Below are 19,669 nucleotides of genomic sequence, written 5' to 3'. Positions count from 1 at the left end.
GTTGTGAGTTCCTTTCATTTTGTATCTTTACAACAGTTGTTACAACATAAGCTCATGGGTAGAAAGATATAAATCAGTTGTGAGTTCCTTTCATTTTGTATCTTTACAACAGTTGTTACAACTTTTCGTGAAAGTAATCAAAATAATGATCAGTTGTGAGTTCCTTTCATTTTGTATCTTTACAACAGTTGTTACAACTAAATTATCCTTTGGATGTACTCATTTTTAGTTGTGAGTTCCTTTCATTTTGTATCTTTACAACAGTTGTTACAACCAGGGGGCAAAAGCACCAATTAATACATTGGTTGTGAGTTCCTTTCATTTTGTATCTTTACAACAGTTGTTACAACAGAAGAATGCACCATAACACTTCACTCTAGGTTGTGAGTTCCTTTCATTTTGTATCTTTACAACAGTTGTTACAACTCACATTTCCCATCATTTTTGTGAATATCTGTTGTGAGTTCCTTTCATTTTGTATCTTTACAACAGTTGTTACAACCACCAGTAACATAATTTATATCGCTTTTTTGTTGTGAGTTCCTTTCATTTTGTATCTTTACAACAGTTGTTACAACTTATTCCATTCTAAAATTATCCACGCGTTTGTTGTGAGTTCCTTTCATTTTGTATCTTTACAACAGTTGTTACAACAGAAAGAGGTACTATAAAAAAGCCTATTTAGTTGTGAGTTCCTTTCATTTTGTATCTTTACAACAGTTGTTACAACTTACAACCAAGGAAAGCGTAAGTAAAAGTAGTTGTGAGTTCCTTTCATTTTGTATCTTTACAACAGTTGTTACAACTTCTACTATTCAAGCAATAACTAAACACACGTTGTGAGTTCCTTTCATTTTGTATCTTTACAACAGTTGTTACAACAAGTGTTCCTGTTAAAACTTGCTCACGATCGTTGTGAGTTCCTTTCATTTTGTATCTTTACAACAGTTGTTACAACCCAGCCAGAGTTGCTACTACTCCAGCTATCAGTTGTGAGTTCCTTTCATTTTGTATCTTTACAACAGTTGTTACAACAATTAATGAAAAAAATAATGACAAGCTTTGGTTGTGAGTTCCTTTCATTTTGTATCTTTACAACAGTTGTTACAACCTCTAATCCTACAAAGGGTTGATAGATAAATATTTAGAAGCTCAATTAGGATTTAAAAAAAGAATTAAAAGCCATAAGAAAAAACTTTTTCTTATGGCTTTTTGATTTTCTAACCTAAAACATTTCTAATTGTTGGGGAGCTAAAGGCAAATTGGAAGCTTGTTTGGAAAAGAATATTTCCATTTGAGAAAATTGCTTATCAGTGATACTAATAATTCCTACTTTTCCGTACTGGGGCAGTTTATTTTTAACTCTTTTTATATGCACATCGGCATTTTCTTTACTGGGGCAATTGCGTAAATAAATAGAAAATTGAAACATAGTAAACCCATCGTCCAACAAATCCTTTCTAAATCTAGAGGCTTGGCTTCTTTGTTTCTTAGTTTCGGTTGGTAAATCAAACAATACTAATACCCACATGATTCTATATGCATTGTAACGACTAAAACTCATACAAATTCAGGATACCGAATGATTCGGTTTTCTCCGATTATACATTTATACAGGGAACTGGTGGTTGAGCTTAGGGCTACCAATAAAGGTTTTTTACTCCCTTCCAATCGTACATCCCGTGTAGGCAACTGCAAAAAATGCAATTTGGCTGATTTAGAAAGTTTTTCTTCTTGGAGATTCTGCTGCAACCATTCCACCACCATTTCATCCACAAAAGGACGATAGGGTTCCATAACGTCATCCGCCAACCCGTACGGGTTGTATTTATTTTTATGAAACAGCCCTAGGGTTGGATTCAAGCCGGAACTAACCAAAGCTCTTGCTACCATACTTCTTAAAAGGCTGTAGCCATAGTTTAGAAATTGGTTAGGTGTTTCTCCCTTTCGTTCTCGGGTAAAATTCTCAAACATTTGTTTCCAATAGTATTGGGCGGCTATCCCTTCCCTATTGGTGGTATCTCCAGATTTTACTTCGTTCATATACTCCAACATCGGTTCAAAAGAATGTCCTAGTTTTTGTAATAAACATTTTTGTTGATAAATTTTAGTTTCCACCGTTTGTTTCCACAGTTGTTTGCGCAAAGGTTCGGAAAGATTTGTTTGTTCTCTGAGCCTACGGGAATGTTCGACATGACCGGCCAACGGTAACATTAAGGAAATGGGCAAATGGTAAGCATCACAGCTTATAATTCCTACATTGTTCTGTTGCAAAGCAACCATAAGTGGATGTGTCAAAGTAATTTGAGAATGATCAAGTACCAAAAAGCCCATATCTTCCACGGGAACTGTACCGTTAATTGTTCCCGTTGCAGGATCTTCAACATTTAACTGGTGATCTTTCAGTTTTAAATAGGCGGGATTGCCTACATAGATGGTTCGCTTAAGCATGAGTTTACAATTTTAATATTCGCCGATTTGCACAATCTCACCTAAATGATTAATTCTAACTTTAACAATATTTTCAATTTCTGACAATCTTACTCTTTTCCATGTCAAATCTTTAGTTTTTGCATGGGTTTCAACATTGGTTTCTAAATGATGCCTAAAAAAGTAATCTTTAGTGGCTATTTTTTGTACTCTAAATAAATGTTTACTAATAAGTTGGTAATTTTTTTTATCCAGTAAATTTATTTCAGCAGGATGGAAATCTTCAGAAGGGAAAACAAACATTTCATTTTGTTTAAGGGTAAATAAAAACGTCCAACCCAAGTTTTGTTGATAGGTTTTATCAATTACGGGCAAGTTTTGATTTTTCCTTTCAACAGCTTCCATAAATGAAACTACTTTTTCTTGCAAATTCCCCTTTTCATCTCTATAGATAGCCACATGGTGATTATTACCTGTACTAATGTAATCTACCGGTATTGGGTGGCCTTTCTCGTTTAATATCTCTTTTCCTAAATGATCTTTTTTTGTATGTAAAGGTTCAGCATTAATAACTCCAAAAATAGTTACCCTACGTAAAGCTTTATTTTTTTTCTTATTTAACCAAATGGGATTTTCATCTAAATTGGAAAAAGCAACTTTAGGATTGTTTCCATAATCCAACAATCTCTGCTTTAAAATTCGCTTAATTCCCTCGTCAAGCACTTTATCAATATTCAAATCAGGATCAACATTTTTTCTTATGGTAAATCTCTCCACGATCTCTCGCAATTTCACCTTGTCAGGCAAAGTTTCTTTTTTTTCATCATCCAAATAAATAGGATTTTTGCGTAACGAATTTTTTCCTGTAAAGGCTTTTTTAGGATCGTTGTTATTTTCTTTGAGCCGTTTCAAGAGTAAATTTCTGTGTAAAGAATTGCAAATTTTAAGAATGGTTGGTTCGTCAAACGAAGCATTTATCTTATATTCTTTATAAACATATTGTTTAATTTTACCATAGATGGTTTCTTTATGCATCTGCCCTCTAGGGGTAAGAGTATCTTGTATTTTAGAATTGCCTGCAATTTTGTTTTTGTTTTTAGTAACTACCTTATTTTTATTTTTATGAGAGATTAATACTGTTTCTAAGTGTTCTCGCGCTTGTTGTCTAAAATTGGGAAGGGGTTCCTTAAATAAAGATTTATTTTTTCCGGATTTACTTTTCACTTTTATAAGTTCTTTATCTTCTATGGCTGTAATTATCGGATGAAAGGGATGATTTTCATTTGACCTTGCGTTTTTATAATTTAAATATTGAATATGGGAAGGTTTAGTAAATGCAACGGTGAGTGCATCCATGGCATGATGGCGATGGTCATTTCTCTTTGTCCAATCTATAATTTGTTCCCCTTTTTTATTATCTATGATTTCTGTTAAGCCTGCTTGCCTGTATTTGGGTAAATTCAGTTCCTTCATTACATTTAACAAGCCCCAATCTTCCCTTAATTTTTGAGTAACCGAACCGGTGGTAGAGACCACCGTAGGAGTAATTTGAAACAGTAAATCTTTGGCTTTTTTGGCTATGTATTGGGTATCTCTTAAATCTCTTTCTATAAAACCGTCTCCAATTTCAGTAGCTTTTTTTAGTAGTTTTTTATATTTAGCCTCAGTAATTCCTCCCTCCTTGGCTTTATAAAGATTTTCTACTCTTGCTATGAAATCTTCCAACCCTTGGGGACCTTGGTGATTAAGGATATAATCGTAGGCTGTACTTGCACTCTTATCTCTATTAATTTTTTTGGGAGATAAGGTTTTATTAGAAAAACTATCGTCAAACAAAAGAGCTTTCGGTAGTATATGATCAATGTCGTACAAGTTAGAAAATAAATGCTGGGGTTCTATGTATTGGTTGGTATATAAGTCTTTATAACCATTGATTTTAAGTTCTTGGTAAAGTTTGTAACGAATAATATCGTTACGGCTTGGATTTTTAATATGAAAGGGTGCTTGCTGTAAAATTTCAATTATTTTTTGATGGTACTTATGGGCAGATTCCACTTGTTTAGAAAGTTCCTCTCTTTCTTTAGCATTTTTTTTCAACTCGCGGGCTAGCTCTATACGTATTTCATCCAATTTAAAATTTCGTTCCTGACCTTGTGCTTCTAATCGGTCGTTTTCACTATCCAATAAGGTATTTACAACATTTACCATTTGGTTCAAAATTTTTTCAACCACTGGATTTCTTAAGCTGTTCTTAGGAAGATTTTCCAACCTGTCTTTTAGTTTTCTATGGGCTAATTCTTCTTGGGTTAAAGAGTTTTTGGAATGTCTGTATCCTGCCAATGCACAGGCTTGTGCGTAGTCATTTTCTTTGATATATACCGATATTTTCTTTAATGCTTTGGTGCTTAAGCTTCCGTAATCATCTTTAAAAACTACCGTTCCTAATCGCTTGGCTTGCTCTAAAGTAAAGCCGAATTTTTTATGCAACTGTACGTATAAATATTCCATTCCGGTACGGGATTCTTTTTTTATCTCTGGCGGTATATCATCTTCATTGTAAGAATATAAAAGATGCCAAAGCTGGTAAGCCGGCTGTTTTTGAAATTGTTCACCTTCCCATTCCGAATGAAAATTTAGTATTTCAGTATTAATTCCTAAATCTTCAAAGATCGCTTGCACTGTATTTTTTATTTCATGAGCATCTAATTTTATATCTTTTAGGTTTACTTCTTCTTTCCCGGTACTAACTTTAAAATTTTTACGTAGATCGTATCCTGATAGGTCTAAAATATCTAAATATTTATTGTACAATTGTTCGTTGGTAAGATTTCCTTCCAGTACTTTGTAGTTTAACTTGTATTCCTTACCCTTGCCTAAAATATTTAGGACTTGTTCGGCACTCATGCAACCTTTTAAATTTAGTTCTTCAAAAAGTAAATTTTTATCTTCTTGGCACAAATCTAACTCTTCACCCGTTTTTTTATGTTTTATCTTTACATTGTGCAACTGTTGCCAAATCTTAACTTCTTGAAATAATGGAGAAGATTTTGGTGCTACTCGCAAACCAACGGTGCGTGCTTTTCCGTTTTTGTCTTTAATTTCTCTTTGCTCAAATTCACAAAGGCTAATAAGGTTTTTTTTGGACTTTAGTTTACGTTGGTAAAAAATTATGACATCTCTAATTTTTTCTTTTAATTCACTGGTAAGTTCTTGGTGTTGTTGGGCTTGTACTTCCCAAATTTTTTCAAATTCATCCAAATAGTCTTGTCTATAAAATACTTGCCCTCTTAAACGCGCATGTTTATTTTTTTGCAATTGGCTATATAAATACTGCCCTACCGTTTGTTTATTGAAATATAGTTCTTTACTTCGGTCGCTGATTGCTCCTAAGTACCCCGAGGATCCTGCAATTTGTCCGTTGATTTCTTGTAGCACAATTGCCAAAGTTTCTAAGTTTAGTTGTTGTACTAGAGCTTCATTTCTCCATTGGTAGTTCTCTAAACGTAGCTCTTTACCTTTTTTATCTCTCTTAATGCCTACCAACTGCAAAGGCTCTTTTAATATGGCCCATGTTTGTGATTTATTTTTATCTTTAATATTTTCTTTAAGTTCATCCGTCAATATATCTGAATAAAACTGTTTTTGAAATTCCCAAACGCGTAAAAATTCATTTTCTAAATCGGATCGATAAAATTCAGGAATTGAAAAGTTTTTATGTAAAGAATTTTGGTAAACGTATTGCCCCGGGGTTAAATGATCCTCGTATAATTTTTTAGCTATTTCCATTCCATCGATCAATTGACCGTCTTCTGTAGTATTCACTTTCCGACTACTTTTGTAACCTCTTTTTTTATTAATGGCTAATAAAACTCTTGCAAAATCTGTAAGGCTTAAAACTTCCTGAGCGGCTTTGGCACGTAGTTCACAAATTTGGAAAGTAGTATTTTTTCCATTCTCTGCTAAGATAGTTGAGGAATCTATAAAATGATTTTCTATAAGTAATTGGATAAGATTTTCTCTACGTAGCTTATAGCGTTGTAAATTTCTTCGAGCTGATCGTGCTTGAGCTCTTACTGCATTGGTAGTAATTGGTTTTCCCTTTTCAAAATTGGTTTGCTCATCCACCGTTAAAGGGTTTACCCTTACTCCTACTTTTACTATGGAAGATTTTTCATTTGCATCTTCCGCTTCTTTAATTAACGCCCATCCGATGGATGTAGTCCCTAAATCCAGACCTAAAATATGTTTCATATATTTATTAATAATATATTATATTGACACAATATACATAAATATTTATCTTTAAAAGGTATTTATTTTAAAAATATTATCTATATTTGCAGTGAAAGGACTCACAATAAGGATTATTCCGTTGTGAAAACATTTAAGACGGGGCAACTCGTCTTTTTTTATTGAATTAATTTCTAAGTTTTTGACATTCTAAGCCAATTTTAGTCTTAATTCCTTCCATTGTTATGATTACTATTATTTAAATAATAGCCTATTATATCCCAAACCAAAGTAGTAGATATAAACTCGGATGTTTATTTAATTCATTTATAGATCTAAATTTTTAAAAAAAACTCTTATTTTTATAAAAATTTATCTCCACTCATATCAATTATGGAATTAACATTTAGAAAAGCAAACAAGGAAGACATTGAAGTTATTTGGGAAATATTACAACAAGCCATCGCAAGAAGAAAAGCTGAGGGTAGTAAACAATGGCAGGATGGATATCCTAACCCTCAGGTAATTGAAAAGGATATAGACTCTAACGCAGGATATGTGCTGGTAAACGATAATAAAGTGGTTGGGTATTGTGCTATTTTCATCAATGATGAACCTGCTTATAGTAATATTGTAGGAAATTGGCTTAGTAATGGTGACTTTGTAGCTTTTCATCGTGTAGCAATATCAGAAAACTATTTGGGCAAAGGTTTAGCTATAAAAATGATGAATTTTATTGAAGAATTTGCAGAAAATAATAATATAAAAAGCATTAAAGCTGATACTAATTTTGACAATGCTGGCATGCTAGCCATTTTTCATAAATTAGGATATAAATTTTGTGGAGAGGTAACTTTTAGAGGATCTTCTAGAAAAGCTTTTGAAAAACTTCTAATACCTAAGGATTAAATGTTTTTCTAAGGTTTTAGAATCCATCAATTTATTTTAAAATTATAATTAAATGCATTTTTTTATTCTAATTTAAGTTATAAATGATTTTAAAATTTTAATTTTTGATAGAGTATTTATAATTAATAATGATATGCTGTAGGTTAAAAAACTTACGCATATTATATAAAAAATAAAATATAAAGGTTTATCAATTATAAAAATATTGAAAGTCTTAAATACTATTTCAACTATATTAAGTATAAAAACATGAATTAAATAAATACCATAACTATTTTTATCTAAAAATTGACCTATTTTAAAAACTTTATTAAATTTAAATTTAAATAGCATAAAAATACCTATAGAATAAAGAGCGATATTAGGTGATAAATAATCATAAAAGAAATCTTCAAATTTATTATTTTTAATACTGTAAAATTCACTTAAAAAAAATGTAGACATAAAACCTATTAAAATAAAGATCATTGATGTATACAAATTATATTTATTATAATTACTAACGTATTTATCTATAAAATAACCTAATACTAAATATCCAATACTACCACTAAAGTAAGATAAATCAATTGCTGGAAAGTACTTTTGAGTTTTATAATTTATAAGTAATGTTACTCCCCAAATTACTATAAAATATATAACATTATATTTACTTGAATTTAATATCCATTTTCTTAAAATTGGTAAAAATAAGTATAATCCTAATAATGTATATATGAACCAGAAATGATATGAATATTGAGCTCCTCTAAATAAATTTACAAGGAAAATTTTTAATATATCAATAAAACTGAGTAAATTAAACTCTAAGTAAATAAAGAAATATATAGTTACCCAAAAAATGAATGGTAATAAAATTCTTTTGAATCTTTTACTTATAAAGACTATTAAATCTTCATCTTTACCTAGAAGTGTAGCTCCTGAAATCATAAAAAAAATAGGAACACAAAATCTGACCATTGAATTTATGAAATTAGATATTTGCCAAAGATTTAGATCAGTAATATTATAAAATCTTATATAGTCAGCAACTGTATGTATAATTATAACCATTACAGTTGATATATTTCTTAAATTACTTATATAGTTTTTCATAGCTAATTTGTAGACTAATAAAATTTATATTAAATATAATAATGATTTTCAAATATGCATTATAATAATCAATAAATTTAAAAATTATTGATGGAATTTGTATAAATTATTAGTAGTTTTATCTTAAATTATAGTAGCTACTTTTATAACTAATTTAATAATACTGCCTTCCCTTAGGCAAGGAGCGTGCGCATCTTCTGGAAGAAAAACACAAAATTTTCAGGTTTTAAATCATAAGTTAAACCCATGGTGCATTTAGAAATTAAAATATAATATATTGAATATTAATCACTTATATTTATTGCTCAAAATTATTTGTTATTCTGATTTTAAATTTTTAAGTGTTTTGAGGTTATTTTGAATATAATCATTAAAATTGGAAATATTATTTCACTGATAATCAGTAACATTTATTTTTTTTCTAAATGCACCATGGGTTAAGTTAAGGAATATTGATCTTTAAAATATTGAATATCTTCTAATTCATCGTATTTAGCTAATGGATTTTTTAATAAGAAGCGGGGTGCCCAACCGTATTTTTCCGTTTTAAAGAATGGCACTTGAATATCTATGTATTGATTGTGAGCTTCTAAGTAGGTGTTTTCAATTGCACCCATATCGCTTTTATTAATTATAGCAAAAATATACTGATTTTGTATTGGAAATGTACCTATTTTTAAATTTTTTATATCTAAATTTTGAATGTATTCAAAAGCTTTAGGAAACAAGGGATGTAAAGCGGTATATTTAGATATATTATTTAATGAGTCTATGATCATAACGATTAAATTTATTTTAATTTACTAATAAATTTAATCTTTTTTCCTTATATTTTTTTAATCTACCTTGTAAAAATCTAACAAAGAATTATTTTTGCCAGCCGTTAATGTTTTTTAAACTCAATTAATACTTAGTTTATTTAGAAAAATTTTAATTTAGGAAGATATTAATTTATTTAGATAAATATACGATGAAAGATAAAAATTCAAGGGTGATTTTGCAAATCAATGAGCGCCCCAGGTTTTTACAATGGATATTATTAAGTATACAGCATTTATTTGCAATGTTTGGCTCAACGGTATTGGTACCTGCTTTAACTGGAATGAGTCCTGCTGTTGCTCTGGTATCCAGCGGAATAGCAACCCTTACTTTTATTATAATTACGAAGGGAAAAGTTCCTTCTTATTTAGGTTCTTCTTTTGCTTTTATAAATCCTATTTTAGTAGCGAAAAGTTTAGCTACTGATCCTAACTCTGGAGTAGGTTCCGGAGATTTTTTAGTGGGCTGTTTTTTTGTGGGTCTCACCTATGCTTGCGTAGCCTTACTTATATCTAAAGTGGGCACCCAATGGCTCATGAAACTGCTCCCTCCTATTGTTGTAGGACCGGTGATTATGGTTATAGGCTTAGGATTAGCCTCTACTGCCGTAGGTATGGTAACAAATAACATTGACACACAGGGATACGATCTAAAATATGTTGCCGTTGGTTTTGTAACCTTATCAATAACCATACTGGTTGCTGTGTTTACTAAAGGTTTTTTGAGTGTGATTCCTGTATTAATAGGCATCGTTGGTGGATACTTATTTTCTTCCTTTCTAGGATTGGTAAATTTCACTACAGTTTTACAGGCTGATTGGTTTGAAATTCCTCCCTTTACATTTCCATTTATAGATTATACCCCGGGCATTTCAACTCGTATATTATTGCTAATGATTCCTGTATCTATAGTACCTATTGCTGAACATATTGGACATCAATTGGTGCTAAGCAAAGTTGTAGATAAAGATTTAATCAAAGATCCTGGATTGGATAAATCTATGTTGGGCGATGGGGTTGCAACCATGTTTGCGGCTCTATTAGGTGGACCACCCAATACCACCTATGGGGAAAATATTGGTGTTCTTGCCATAACTAGAGCTTATAGCATATACCTTTTTATTGGAGCAGCTATCTTTGCTATATTATTTGGTTTTTGTGGTAAGATAGCAGCGATTTTAAGTACTATTCCTCCCCCAGTTATGGGCGGAGTTTCTATTCTTCTTTTCGGGATTATAGCTTCTAGTGGATTACGTATGTTGGTAGAAAATAAAGTTGATTTTAGCCTGAAACGTAATTTAATAATTGCTTCGGTTATCTTAGTGATTGGAATAGGGGGTGCTGCTATACATGTGGGAGATTTATTCTCATTGGAAGGTATGGCGCTAGCTTCAATTATTGGAATTATACTAAATCAAATTCTTCCGGGAAAAGAATCAATAAATTTCAAACAAATGTTTAAAGAATAAACATTTGTTTGAAAATATTTTATCTTAAATATATTAGAAGTGATTACAAACCCTTATTATAACTGAATAATTTTTCCGCCTTCCTCTTGAAAATACCTTTTTTTATCGTTAAAATCATGGGGATTAATTGCTAAAGTTGCGTTTTCAACAATAGAAGTATTATAACCAAGCTCCAAAGCATCTTTAGCTGTATAATACACACAAAAATCTGCAGCTAAACCGCAAATATGTACTTCTTTTATATTTTTTGCTCGTAAATAATCTCCTAAGGCTGTGCTTTTCTTTTTTCCATTGTCAAAAAAACCACTATAACTATCAATATTTTCATCCATTCCTTTTCTAAAAATTGCTTCAATTGAGTTTTGATTTAATAAAGATGAAAATTCTGCGCCTTGGGTACCTTGCACACAATGTTCTGGCCATAAAGTTTGCTTTAAACCTTCTAATTGAATTTGATCAAACACTCTGTTATTAGGATGTTGAGTTATAAAACTTTTATGATTTTTTGGATGCCAATCTTGGGTTGCTACCACTAGTTCATAGTTCGCTTGTATACTATTTATCTTGGGTATAATTGCATTGCCATTTTCAACAGCCAAACTTCCATCGGGCAGAAAATCATTTTGCATATCAACAATAATAAGTGCTTTCATAGTTCTAGTGATTAGGTTTTCAAATTTAATCGTTTTTCTATAATTATAAATTTCTTTTTAAATATTCACTTATATTTGTTATTTAATGTTCAACGCAACACTACTATTAGATATGCAGTACAACGATAATTTTTATTCAGATTCTGAATTTGATCAATTAAATAGTACTCCTATTCTTCCGAATACTCATATGCCTTTAGCTATAATTGCAACCTTTATTTCTTGTTGTTCATTTAATTGTATAAGTTTAATTTTAGGGATAATAGCAATTGTTTATGCTAATCAAGTTAAAGATAAATTTATTCTTCAAGATTATTTGGGGGCTAAAAGATCTTCTCAAACGGCTAAGATTCTATCTCTTATTGCCATTGGATTATTTGCCATAGGTATAATTATCAATATTATTTTTCCTATATTTTTTACTACCATAAAAGGAATTTTAAATTTGGACTAATTCGCCTATGTAGACCTTGAGCGCATAGATGTTTTTAAAGTTTTTAGAGAATGAATAAAGGTTTTAAAATTTTAATAGGGTTAGTATTCCTATTCTCACTTATATTTTTAGTAGTTTTTTATTATTATATAAATCCAGAAGAAACTAATTTAGGTTTTACATGCTCATTTAAGAAATTCACAGGTTTAAACTGTCCAGGATGTGGAGGACAAAGAGCTTTTCATTTTCTTCTACATGGTGAATTTTGGAAAGCTTTGCAGTACAATATATTTATTTATTTTATTCCTTTATTTATATATCTATTATATGTAATTATAGAAGTTTATTTTTTTAAAAATAAAAAATTTCAGCAAGGTTTTATATTTTCCAATCAGTTTGGTAAAATTGCATTAATCGTAATTATACTTTATACAATTCTAAGAAACATTCCTTGTAAGCCTTTTATATTTTTATCTCCTCCTAAATAAAAATTATATATTTATGACTAAATAAAAAAAACGCTTTATATAAGCGTTTTCTTATTTATATATTATTAATTATAAATCTGAATATGTCTGAATTAGAGCTCCAAAATCCTTAATATTTAAGGATGCTCCGCCAATTAATCCACCGTCAACATCAGGTTTAGAAAAAATCTCTTTAGCATTGGCAGGTTTAACACTTCCTCCATATAAAATAGAAATTTCATCAGCAATTTCTTTTCCGTATTTTTCAGCAATTAGAGAACGAATATACGCATGAATTTCCTGCGCTTGTTCTGGAGTAGCTGTCTCTCCTGTACCTATAGCCCAAACCGGTTCGTAAGCAATCACTACTTTTTTGATTTCCTCTGGGGACAATTGAAAAAGAGCAACTTCTGTTTGTTTTTTTACAACTTCAAAGTGTTTTCCTGACTTTCTTTCTTCTAATAATTCTCCGTTACAAAAAATTGGAGTTAAACCATTTTCTAAAGCAATTTTAACCTTAGCTCCAATTTGCTCATCCGTTTCTTTATGGTATTGTCTCCTTTCGGAATGTCCAATGATAGCTCCATCTACTTGAATGGATTTTAGCATTTCTGCAGAAATTTCTCCCGTATAAGCCCCTGACTGATGTTCTGAAACATCTTCAGCATAAATATTTAAATTTTCATATTTTTCTTTAGCATTCGCTAAATATAGGTAAGGAATTCCTACAACCACTTCACATTTGGGATTGTTAGTCTTTACGTAAGAATCTAATTCAGCTAATAATGTATTGGCTTCAGAAAGCGTTTTATTCATTTTCCAGTTTCCAGCAACTATTTTTTTTCTCATTTTAAACTCAAATATTTATTATAATTTTTCAATTTTTTTTAAGGATGGAAAATCATCCCCATGATATTTAGCAACTACTATTCCTTTTTTTAATACCATAAATCCTGGATTACTTCTATTAATGGTTTTTATGGTGGTTTGGTCTGATATACAAGCGTTGGGTATTCTTAATTTTTGTGGATCATTCGCCATAAGTACATATTTAAGCCTTTTAACTTTTAAATCTGAAATAATTTTTTTAAGCTTTGCTTTTTCTAATAGACTCATTTTTTCTGCATAAGGCACCGTAATCACCACTATTTTATTTTCTTCTAAAATGGATTCTGTTCGATCTTGACCTCCACAATCAATAATAAAATCATGCACAGAAGGTAAAACTCCTTCTTTAATTATTTTAATATCAGAATTTTTAATTTTCCAGGTTAGTGTATCAGCCCATATATTTGAATTAATATACTCATCAGAAGTCATCTTTTTCTCTTCCTTATTTTTTAAATTCTCTAAGGTATATACAATGGATTCAACCTGTGGACTTCCGTCTTGCATGCCTTTTTTTAAATCTTTTCCAACAGCATAAGGTCTAAAATCTATAATTGGTAAATGAGCAATTCCTTGGTAAGCCACTACTATACATAGAATTAATGATAATATAACTATTATTTTATTTGTTTTGTATTTTAAAAATGGTTTTATAAATCTGATTTGCCTTGCTAAAAATATAATCATAACTAATAGGATAATGTCTTTAATAAAAGACATCCAAGGGGTTAACTTTAAAGCATCTCCAAAACAACCACAATCTGTTACTTTATTAAAATAGGCGGAATAAAAGGTTAAAAAAGTAAAAAAAACGATAAGTGTAAGAAGTAAATATACTGTTAATCTTTTCCACATTCCTAAGAGTAACAACACACCTACTAACACTTCAAGAATTACAAATAGAATTGAAAGGGGCAATGCAAAGTTTTGTAATATTGGAATGTTAAATACTCCGGGTCCAAAATACTCTTCCAATTTATAAGAAAACCCTATGGGATCAATGGTTTTTACAAATCCTGATATAATAAAAATAATCCCTACAATAAATCTCACTAAATGGGTGATATATTTCATTTATTATTTTCTTTATTGTTTAGATGAATGAGTGCAAAAACCGCATAGTTAACGATATCAAAATAATTGGCTTCCAAACCTTCTGAAACTATTGTTTTACCCATGTTATCTTCAATTTGTTTTACTCTTAACAATTTCTGTAAAATAAGATCTGTAATGGAGCTTATACGTAAATCTCGCCAAGCTTCTCCATAGTCGTGATTTTTAGCTAACATTAGATTTTTAGCTTCCTTGGATTTTTTATCATACCATTGCAAAGCTTGCTCAACACTTAAATCCGGTTGATTGGCTACTCCTTTTTCCAATTGAATCAGTGACATTATGGAATAGTTAACAATTGCAATAAATTCATTGTCAATATTTTCTTCCACTTTTTGCTCTCCTTTTTCTTGAATGGTTCTGATTCGGTTCGCTTTTATATAGATTTGATCGGTTAAAGAGGGTAATCTTAATATTCTCCAAGCCGCTCCATAATCCAGCATTTTATTTTTGAATAATGTTTGGCAGTTATTTATAATCGTATCAAATTCATGAGAAGTTTGTGACATGATAATATTTCAATGGGTGTACTGCAAAAATAAGATTTATGTATATATATTCCTAGAAATTGAATGTTTATATTGTTGATATATCTTTTTTGTAATATAAAAATTAGTATTAGAGTTAATACCTTATTTTGAAATTTTATAATTTATATAAAGTTTTAACAATTAAATATATTTAATATTGTTTTATGGAAATATATAGATTAATACCAATTGGATATATATCGCTTGCTATTGGATTCGTATTTTTATTGTTTTCCTGTAAAAAAAGCGAGAATACTTTTTTAATGAATAATAAAGATGATATATTCATTTTAGCTGAGTATAACAAATCAAAACTTAATTCTAAGTTTAGCAACTCAAAACTAAAAAATCAGGGCATTTATGGTTTGTACAATTTTATATTTTATAATGATTCAACAATTTGTTTTTTTGAAGACCAAGGACGCTTTATACCGAACAAAAACCAAGAAGCAACACTTGTAATATTTAATAGTGAAAAACTAATATTTATATCTGATTCAACTAAATATCCTTACATCTATTTAAATCCTAGTAAACTAAAATATATTAAATATTATGAACTTGATTCATTCTTAGTTGAAAAAATTAATTTATTACCTATGAAAATAAAAGATAATCCTGGCTATAGAACTAGAGTTTCAATTTCAATATTTAAAGATTCTTTGCAAAATAAAAATTTTAATAAAATATTTAATAAATTTAAAACTTTTGGGAAATTAAATGTGCGAAATTTTACAACTGAAGAACAGTTGGTTGCTTATGCTAAATTTTATAATAAAACTTATAATCCAAAATTGTATAACTGGAAAAAAATTCTAAGTATTAGTCAATAGATCAAATTTATTTAAATTTATTTATCCTCTGTGGGATAAAACTAAGTAATAACAATGCAGTACCAAATGGAAATAAGATGGAAGAACTAATTATTAGTGGATAATAAAATTTTAAACTTCCTAAATTAAAATAGATAAAGAACCCCTGAATCATTAATAATAGTTCAGTTATTATAAAGGCTGTGATCACTAAACCTAATCCTAAGGTGAATTTATTTAAATGTCTTTTTTCAATTTTAAGACTCATTAAAAAAAATATAAAAAAAGAATAAACTCCTAAAACTGTAAGATGTAAAAATCCTATGTAAAAATTATTTATAATTATTATTTCGTTAATTGAATTAGAAATAAGTAAAAACATAGGTACAATTATTTTTAAACTATAACTTAATAAAAAGGTATGATACGCCATGGAACAACAAGCAGGTTCATTCTTTATTATAGTTTTAATCTTAGGATGAATATGTTTTAAATAAATTATCAAGGCAATGAAGTTTAAAATACTACTTAGATGTAGAAAAATATTAAGATAAGTAATTTGATTTTCTTGATATTTTAAAATGGGTAATGAAAAGGAAAATATTACTGCAATTAGATTTAAATTGAAAAACGCTTTGCTATAGTTTGGATAAATGGATAATTTATTTTTTATCAACTTAAATAAACATGCCCATAAAGCAAATAGAAACCATCCCTGAATTTGAAAATGTAAAAAAAACTGTATAGCTAAGTGATATAAAAATGAATTTTTACCAACTATTGATATTACACCTCCTAAACCCCATATCCCTAAGGTGGAAATAACCATAAATATGAGGGAAGTTTTTAAGAATTTTTGGTCATATTCCTTCAAATTTATATTTTTCCATATTAGCCATACAAAGGCATAAGCACATAAAATATGTATGGTTGAAAAAGCTATGGAAATTGATCCATAGCCTTGAAAGGGAAAACTTAGCAACATACCCCAAACACTTATTTGCGAAATAATGTAAAGTGTCTGAATTTTTTTTAGATTACCATTATTTTTAGGTATAAAAAAATAGTAGATTGCAATAAAAAAAGATAAAAACATCCAACCTAAAATGGCTACATGAGAATGTGTATGTAAATAATTTCCATATAAATATTTAGTATGAAAGAGCTGGAAAAATCTAAGTATTATTCCTAGAAACGAAACAATTAATAGATTGGATAGATTTAATAGAACCCAGCTCTTGTTCATTGAAAAATAAAATAATTTAAAAAGTACTTTCTAACTGAATGGCTTTAGGAAATAGAATATTATTTTCTAAATGAATATGCTCGTGCAATTTTTCTTCAAATTCTTGAAGCATAGCCAAAGATACTTTATAAGTATTACAAGCTCCTTCAGGAGGTGTATAATTATTAGACAATTCTGAAATTTTTCTAAATCTATCTCCTTCTATTGAATGGTCATCTTTCATCATTTCAATAGGATTTTCAACGCTACCAAAAGGAGGAGTAGGCAATGGTTGACCATTGTTTTTTGCCTGAGTCATTTGTTTAATAAATGGAAATAAAATCATCTCTTCTTTTCTTAAATGAGTTTGTAAATCCTCAGCAGATTCTAAAAATATGGCTAAGATTTCATGCAATTCAGGATGTCCATCTCCATGTACTTTATCTACCTTAGTTAAAAACTGTGTTAATGGTGGGATTTTTTCTCTTATATACTCATGATAGGTTCTAACGATGTAATCAGATAATTGATCTAATGGCCAAGTATTAAAATCTTCACCAGAAGATTTATCTTTTATTACCTCATTCAATTCATTAACTAAGGTTGAATAATCTACTGATTTTTTTTCGCAAACTTGTTCTAAAGTTCTGTCTCCTTTGCAACAAAAATCAATTTTATGTTTTGAAAATACTGCTGCAGTTTTATAATTTTCAGCTACTATTTCTCCTACTGTAGCTTTTTTAAACATGGTTTCCATTGAGTAAATAATTTAATTTTATTAATATTTATTTTATTTTTAAGAAAGTTTCTCCCCTATCCAATCCGTCTATTAAATCCTTTAAACTGGTTGATAACAACATTTTACTTAATTCTTCTCTTATGGATTTAAATTTAAAGTGAACGGGACATGGTTGGGTTTCAGAACATTTAGGCAAGCCTAAGGCACAACCTTTATAAACGGATTCGCCGTCTATGGCTGAAACCACATGAGATAATTTTATATTTTCTAAATCTTTACCTTCAAGGTAAAAACCTCCCTTGGGTCCTTTCAATGATTTTATTAAATGATTTTTACCTAATTTTTGTAAAATTTTAGCTGTAAATGCAATGGGAGAATTAATTTCGTTAGAAATCTCTCTAATTCCCACTTTATAATTATTGCTAGATTTTATAGCAATAAACAAACAGGATCTAATTGCATATTCACAACTCTTTGAAAACATATGATATTTTATATCTATAATCAAATATATACATAAAAATAATAAAGGACAAATTTATCCTTTATTATTTTTATTATTGAAAATATTATTCGGTTTTATTAATAGTTGAACTAATCTATCAGATTCTCCAAATATTTGACAATAAAAAAAGCTAAATCATTCAGATTTAGCTTTTTTTATACTTTAAATTATTTTATATGTATTTAAAAATATGGTTAGGCTTAATATTTTTTAAAGTTTGATAGATCAGTTTTATAACATTTTCCACATCTTTTTTATTTACCATTTCTACGGTGGTATGCATATAGCGTAAAGGTAAAGAAATTAATGCTGAAGGAACTCCGCCGTTAGAATAAGCAAAAGCATCAGTATCCGTACCTGTAAATCTACTAGACGCTTGTCTTTGAAAAGGAATTTTATTTTTTTCTGAGGTATGTATAATTAAATCTCTTAAATTGTTTTGTATGGCAGGTGCATAAGAAATTACAGCGCCTTCTCCACATTTAATCTCCCCGTGTTTTTTCTTTTCAATCATTGGGGTAGAAGTGTCATGAGTAACGTCGGTTACAATAGCAACGTCGGGTTTTATGGTTTGTGTTATCATTTCAGCTCCTCTTAAACCTACTTCCTCTTGTACGGAATTCGTTACATATAGCCCATAGCCTAATTCATCTTTATTTTCTTTTAATAGTCTGGCTACTTCAGCAATCATAAAACCTCCTACTCTATTATCTAAAGCTCTACAAACAAAATAATTATCATTCAATATAAAAAATTCATCCGGGTAGGTTATAATACAACCAACATGAATTCCTAATTTTTCAACTTCTTTTTTTGAAGTTGCACCGCAATCAACCCAAAGTGTTTCAACCTTTGGCGCCTCTTCGGCTACTGTGTAATTTCTTGTATGAATGGCTGGCCAACCGAAAACCCCTTCCACAATACCTTTACTAGTATGTATGTTTACACGTTTAGAAGGAGCAATCATATGATCTGAACCTCCATTTCTAACTACGTATATCAACCCATCTTCTGTGATATAATTTACAAACCAAGAGATTTCATCCGCATGTGCTTCTATGACAACTTTGTAATCCGCTTTAGGATTAACGATTCCATAAGCTGTACCATAATTATCGGTTCTAACTTCATCAACATATGGCTTTATATAATCTATCCAAACTTTTTGGCCTTCGCTTTCTGCTCCTGTTGGAGAGGGGGTGTTTAAATATTTTTCTAGGAATTTAATTGATTTTTTATTTATTTCAAAATCTTTCATTTTTATTTTATATATTTATTATTAATGATTGATTATCAAATATAAGGAATTTATAAATAACTAATAATTTTATCATCTATAAGATATTTTTTTAT

Annotated in this window: 18 protein-coding genes and 1 CRISPR repeat array (1 of these 19 cut by a window edge); of the genes, 5 read left to right on the top strand and 13 right to left on the bottom strand. The window is 29.6% G+C overall.

Annotation, left to right across the window (positions count from 1 at the left end):
- Positions 1-1,111: a CRISPR direct-repeat array (repeat unit 46 nt; unit sequence GTTGTGAGTTCCTTTCATTTTGTATCTTTACAACAGTTGTTACAAC); it reaches 532 nt to the left of the window's first position.
- Positions 1,112-1,225: 114 nt separating this feature from the next.
- Genes cas2 through cas9 form a run of 3 tightly spaced genes read right to left on the bottom strand, consistent with a single transcriptional unit; the run spans position 1,226 to position 6,681 of the window.
- Positions 1,226-1,564: a CRISPR-associated endonuclease Cas2 gene (cas2, locus tag ETU10_RS09525; protein WP_146262982.1), complete on the bottom strand. Its 339-nt coding sequence runs from the start codon at positions 1,562-1,564 to the stop codon at positions 1,226-1,228.
- A complete protein-coding gene (gene cas1 / locus ETU10_RS09520) occupies positions 1,561-2,451 on the bottom strand; it encodes a type II CRISPR-associated endonuclease Cas1 (protein ID WP_146311802.1) in 891 nt (296 codons plus the stop codon). Before cas1 ends, cas2 begins: the two co-directional genes overlap by 4 nt.
- 12 nt (positions 2,452-2,463) lie before the next feature.
- Positions 2,464-6,681: a type II CRISPR RNA-guided endonuclease Cas9 gene (gene cas9, locus ETU10_RS09515; protein WP_146311800.1), complete on the bottom strand. Its 4,218-nt coding sequence runs from the start codon at positions 6,679-6,681 to the stop codon at positions 2,464-2,466.
- A gap of 372 nt (positions 6,682-7,053) precedes the next feature.
- Here cas9 and ETU10_RS09510 point away from each other — a divergent pair, with 372 nt between their 5' ends.
- The gene (locus ETU10_RS09510) at positions 7,054-7,569 is read left to right on the top strand and encodes a GNAT family N-acetyltransferase (protein ID WP_146311798.1); all 516 of its coding nucleotides are present in this window, start codon (positions 7,054-7,056) and stop codon (positions 7,567-7,569) included.
- Positions 7,570-7,641: 72 nt separating this feature from the next.
- Here the strand turns inward: ETU10_RS09510 and ETU10_RS11440 are convergent, their stop codons facing one another.
- Together ETU10_RS11440 and ETU10_RS09500 are read right to left on the bottom strand one after the other, a co-directional pair.
- Positions 7,642-8,622, bottom strand: a complete 981-nt coding sequence (locus tag ETU10_RS11440) for an acyltransferase (RefSeq protein ID WP_394344707.1) — start codon at positions 8,620-8,622, stop codon at positions 7,642-7,644.
- 479 nt (positions 8,623-9,101) lie between these two features.
- The gene (locus ETU10_RS09500) at positions 9,102-9,443 is read right to left on the bottom strand and encodes a YhcH/YjgK/YiaL family protein (RefSeq protein WP_146311794.1); all 342 of its coding nucleotides are present in this window, start codon (positions 9,441-9,443) and stop codon (positions 9,102-9,104) included.
- Between the two features lie 191 nt (positions 9,444-9,634).
- Here ETU10_RS09500 and ETU10_RS09495 point away from each other — a divergent pair, with 191 nt between their 5' ends.
- A complete protein-coding gene (locus tag ETU10_RS09495) occupies positions 9,635-10,951 on the top strand; it encodes a solute carrier family 23 protein (protein ID WP_146311792.1) in 1,317 nt (438 codons plus the stop codon).
- Between the two features lie 56 nt (positions 10,952-11,007).
- On the opposite strand, the gene pncA is transcribed toward ETU10_RS09495, so the two are convergent.
- Entirely contained in the window at positions 11,008-11,604 is a 597-nt protein-coding gene (pncA, locus tag ETU10_RS09490) for a bifunctional nicotinamidase/pyrazinamidase (protein WP_146311790.1), read from the bottom strand.
- Between the two features lie 85 nt (positions 11,605-11,689).
- Here pncA and ETU10_RS09485 point away from each other — a divergent pair, with 85 nt between their 5' ends.
- Together ETU10_RS09485 and ETU10_RS09480 are read left to right on the top strand one after the other, a co-directional pair.
- Positions 11,690-12,058, top strand: a complete 369-nt coding sequence (locus ETU10_RS09485; protein ID WP_146311788.1) for a CD225/dispanin family protein — start codon at positions 11,690-11,692, stop codon at positions 12,056-12,058.
- Positions 12,059-12,108: 50 nt separating this feature from the next.
- Positions 12,109-12,525, top strand: coding sequence for a DUF2752 domain-containing protein (locus ETU10_RS09480; RefSeq protein WP_146311786.1), 417 nt, complete (start codon positions 12,109-12,111; stop codon positions 12,523-12,525).
- A 69-nt stretch (positions 12,526-12,594) separates the two neighbouring features.
- Here the strand turns inward: ETU10_RS09480 and tpiA are convergent, their stop codons facing one another.
- From tpiA to ETU10_RS09465, 3 genes are read right to left on the bottom strand one after another with little or no spacing between them, the layout of a single operon-like run.
- Positions 12,595-13,353: a triose-phosphate isomerase gene (tpiA, locus tag ETU10_RS09475; RefSeq protein ID WP_146311784.1), complete on the bottom strand. Its 759-nt coding sequence runs from the start codon at positions 13,351-13,353 to the stop codon at positions 12,595-12,597.
- An 18-nt stretch (positions 13,354-13,371) separates the two neighbouring features.
- Positions 13,372-14,466: a BT_3928 family protein gene (locus ETU10_RS09470; RefSeq protein WP_146311782.1), complete on the bottom strand. Its 1,095-nt coding sequence runs from the start codon at positions 14,464-14,466 to the stop codon at positions 13,372-13,374.
- On the bottom strand, positions 14,463-15,014 hold the full coding sequence (locus ETU10_RS09465) for a DUF1599 domain-containing protein (protein WP_146311780.1): 552 nt from the start codon (positions 15,012-15,014) through the stop codon (positions 14,463-14,465). Before ETU10_RS09465 ends, ETU10_RS09470 begins: the two co-directional genes overlap by 4 nt.
- Before the next feature lie 185 nt (positions 15,015-15,199).
- Here ETU10_RS09465 and ETU10_RS09460 point away from each other — a divergent pair, with 185 nt between their 5' ends.
- Positions 15,200-15,868 carry a hypothetical protein gene (locus ETU10_RS09460; RefSeq protein ID WP_146311778.1) on the top strand — a complete coding sequence of 223 codons (669 nt, stop codon included), beginning with the start codon at positions 15,200-15,202 and terminating at the stop codon, positions 15,866-15,868.
- Positions 15,869-15,875: 7 nt separating this feature from the next.
- Here the strand turns inward: ETU10_RS09460 and ETU10_RS09455 are convergent, their stop codons facing one another.
- The 4 genes from ETU10_RS09455 to ETU10_RS09440 form a co-directional block, all read right to left on the bottom strand.
- On the bottom strand, positions 15,876-17,093 hold the full coding sequence (locus tag ETU10_RS09455) for a hypothetical protein (protein WP_146311776.1): 1,218 nt from the start codon (positions 17,091-17,093) through the stop codon (positions 15,876-15,878).
- Between the two features lie 16 nt (positions 17,094-17,109).
- Positions 17,110-17,829, bottom strand: a complete 720-nt coding sequence (gene ric / locus ETU10_RS09450) for an iron-sulfur cluster repair di-iron protein (protein ID WP_146262996.1) — start codon at positions 17,827-17,829, stop codon at positions 17,110-17,112.
- A 28-nt stretch (positions 17,830-17,857) separates the two neighbouring features.
- Positions 17,858-18,295, bottom strand: coding sequence for an RrF2 family transcriptional regulator (locus ETU10_RS09445; RefSeq protein WP_146262997.1), 438 nt, complete (start codon positions 18,293-18,295; stop codon positions 17,858-17,860).
- A 193-nt stretch (positions 18,296-18,488) separates the two neighbouring features.
- Positions 18,489-19,574: a M42 family metallopeptidase gene (locus ETU10_RS09440; RefSeq protein WP_146311774.1), complete on the bottom strand. Its 1,086-nt coding sequence runs from the start codon at positions 19,572-19,574 to the stop codon at positions 18,489-18,491.
- Positions 19,575-19,669 lie beyond the last annotated feature (95 nt).

The sequence above is a fragment of the Apibacter muscae genome (genome assembly GCF_007845595.1).
GTDB classification, from domain to species: Bacteria; Bacteroidota; Bacteroidia; order Flavobacteriales; family Weeksellaceae; genus Apibacter; species Apibacter muscae.
Note: the sequence above shows the minus strand (reverse complement) of the source record. Positions and strands in the feature narration are given on the sequence as shown.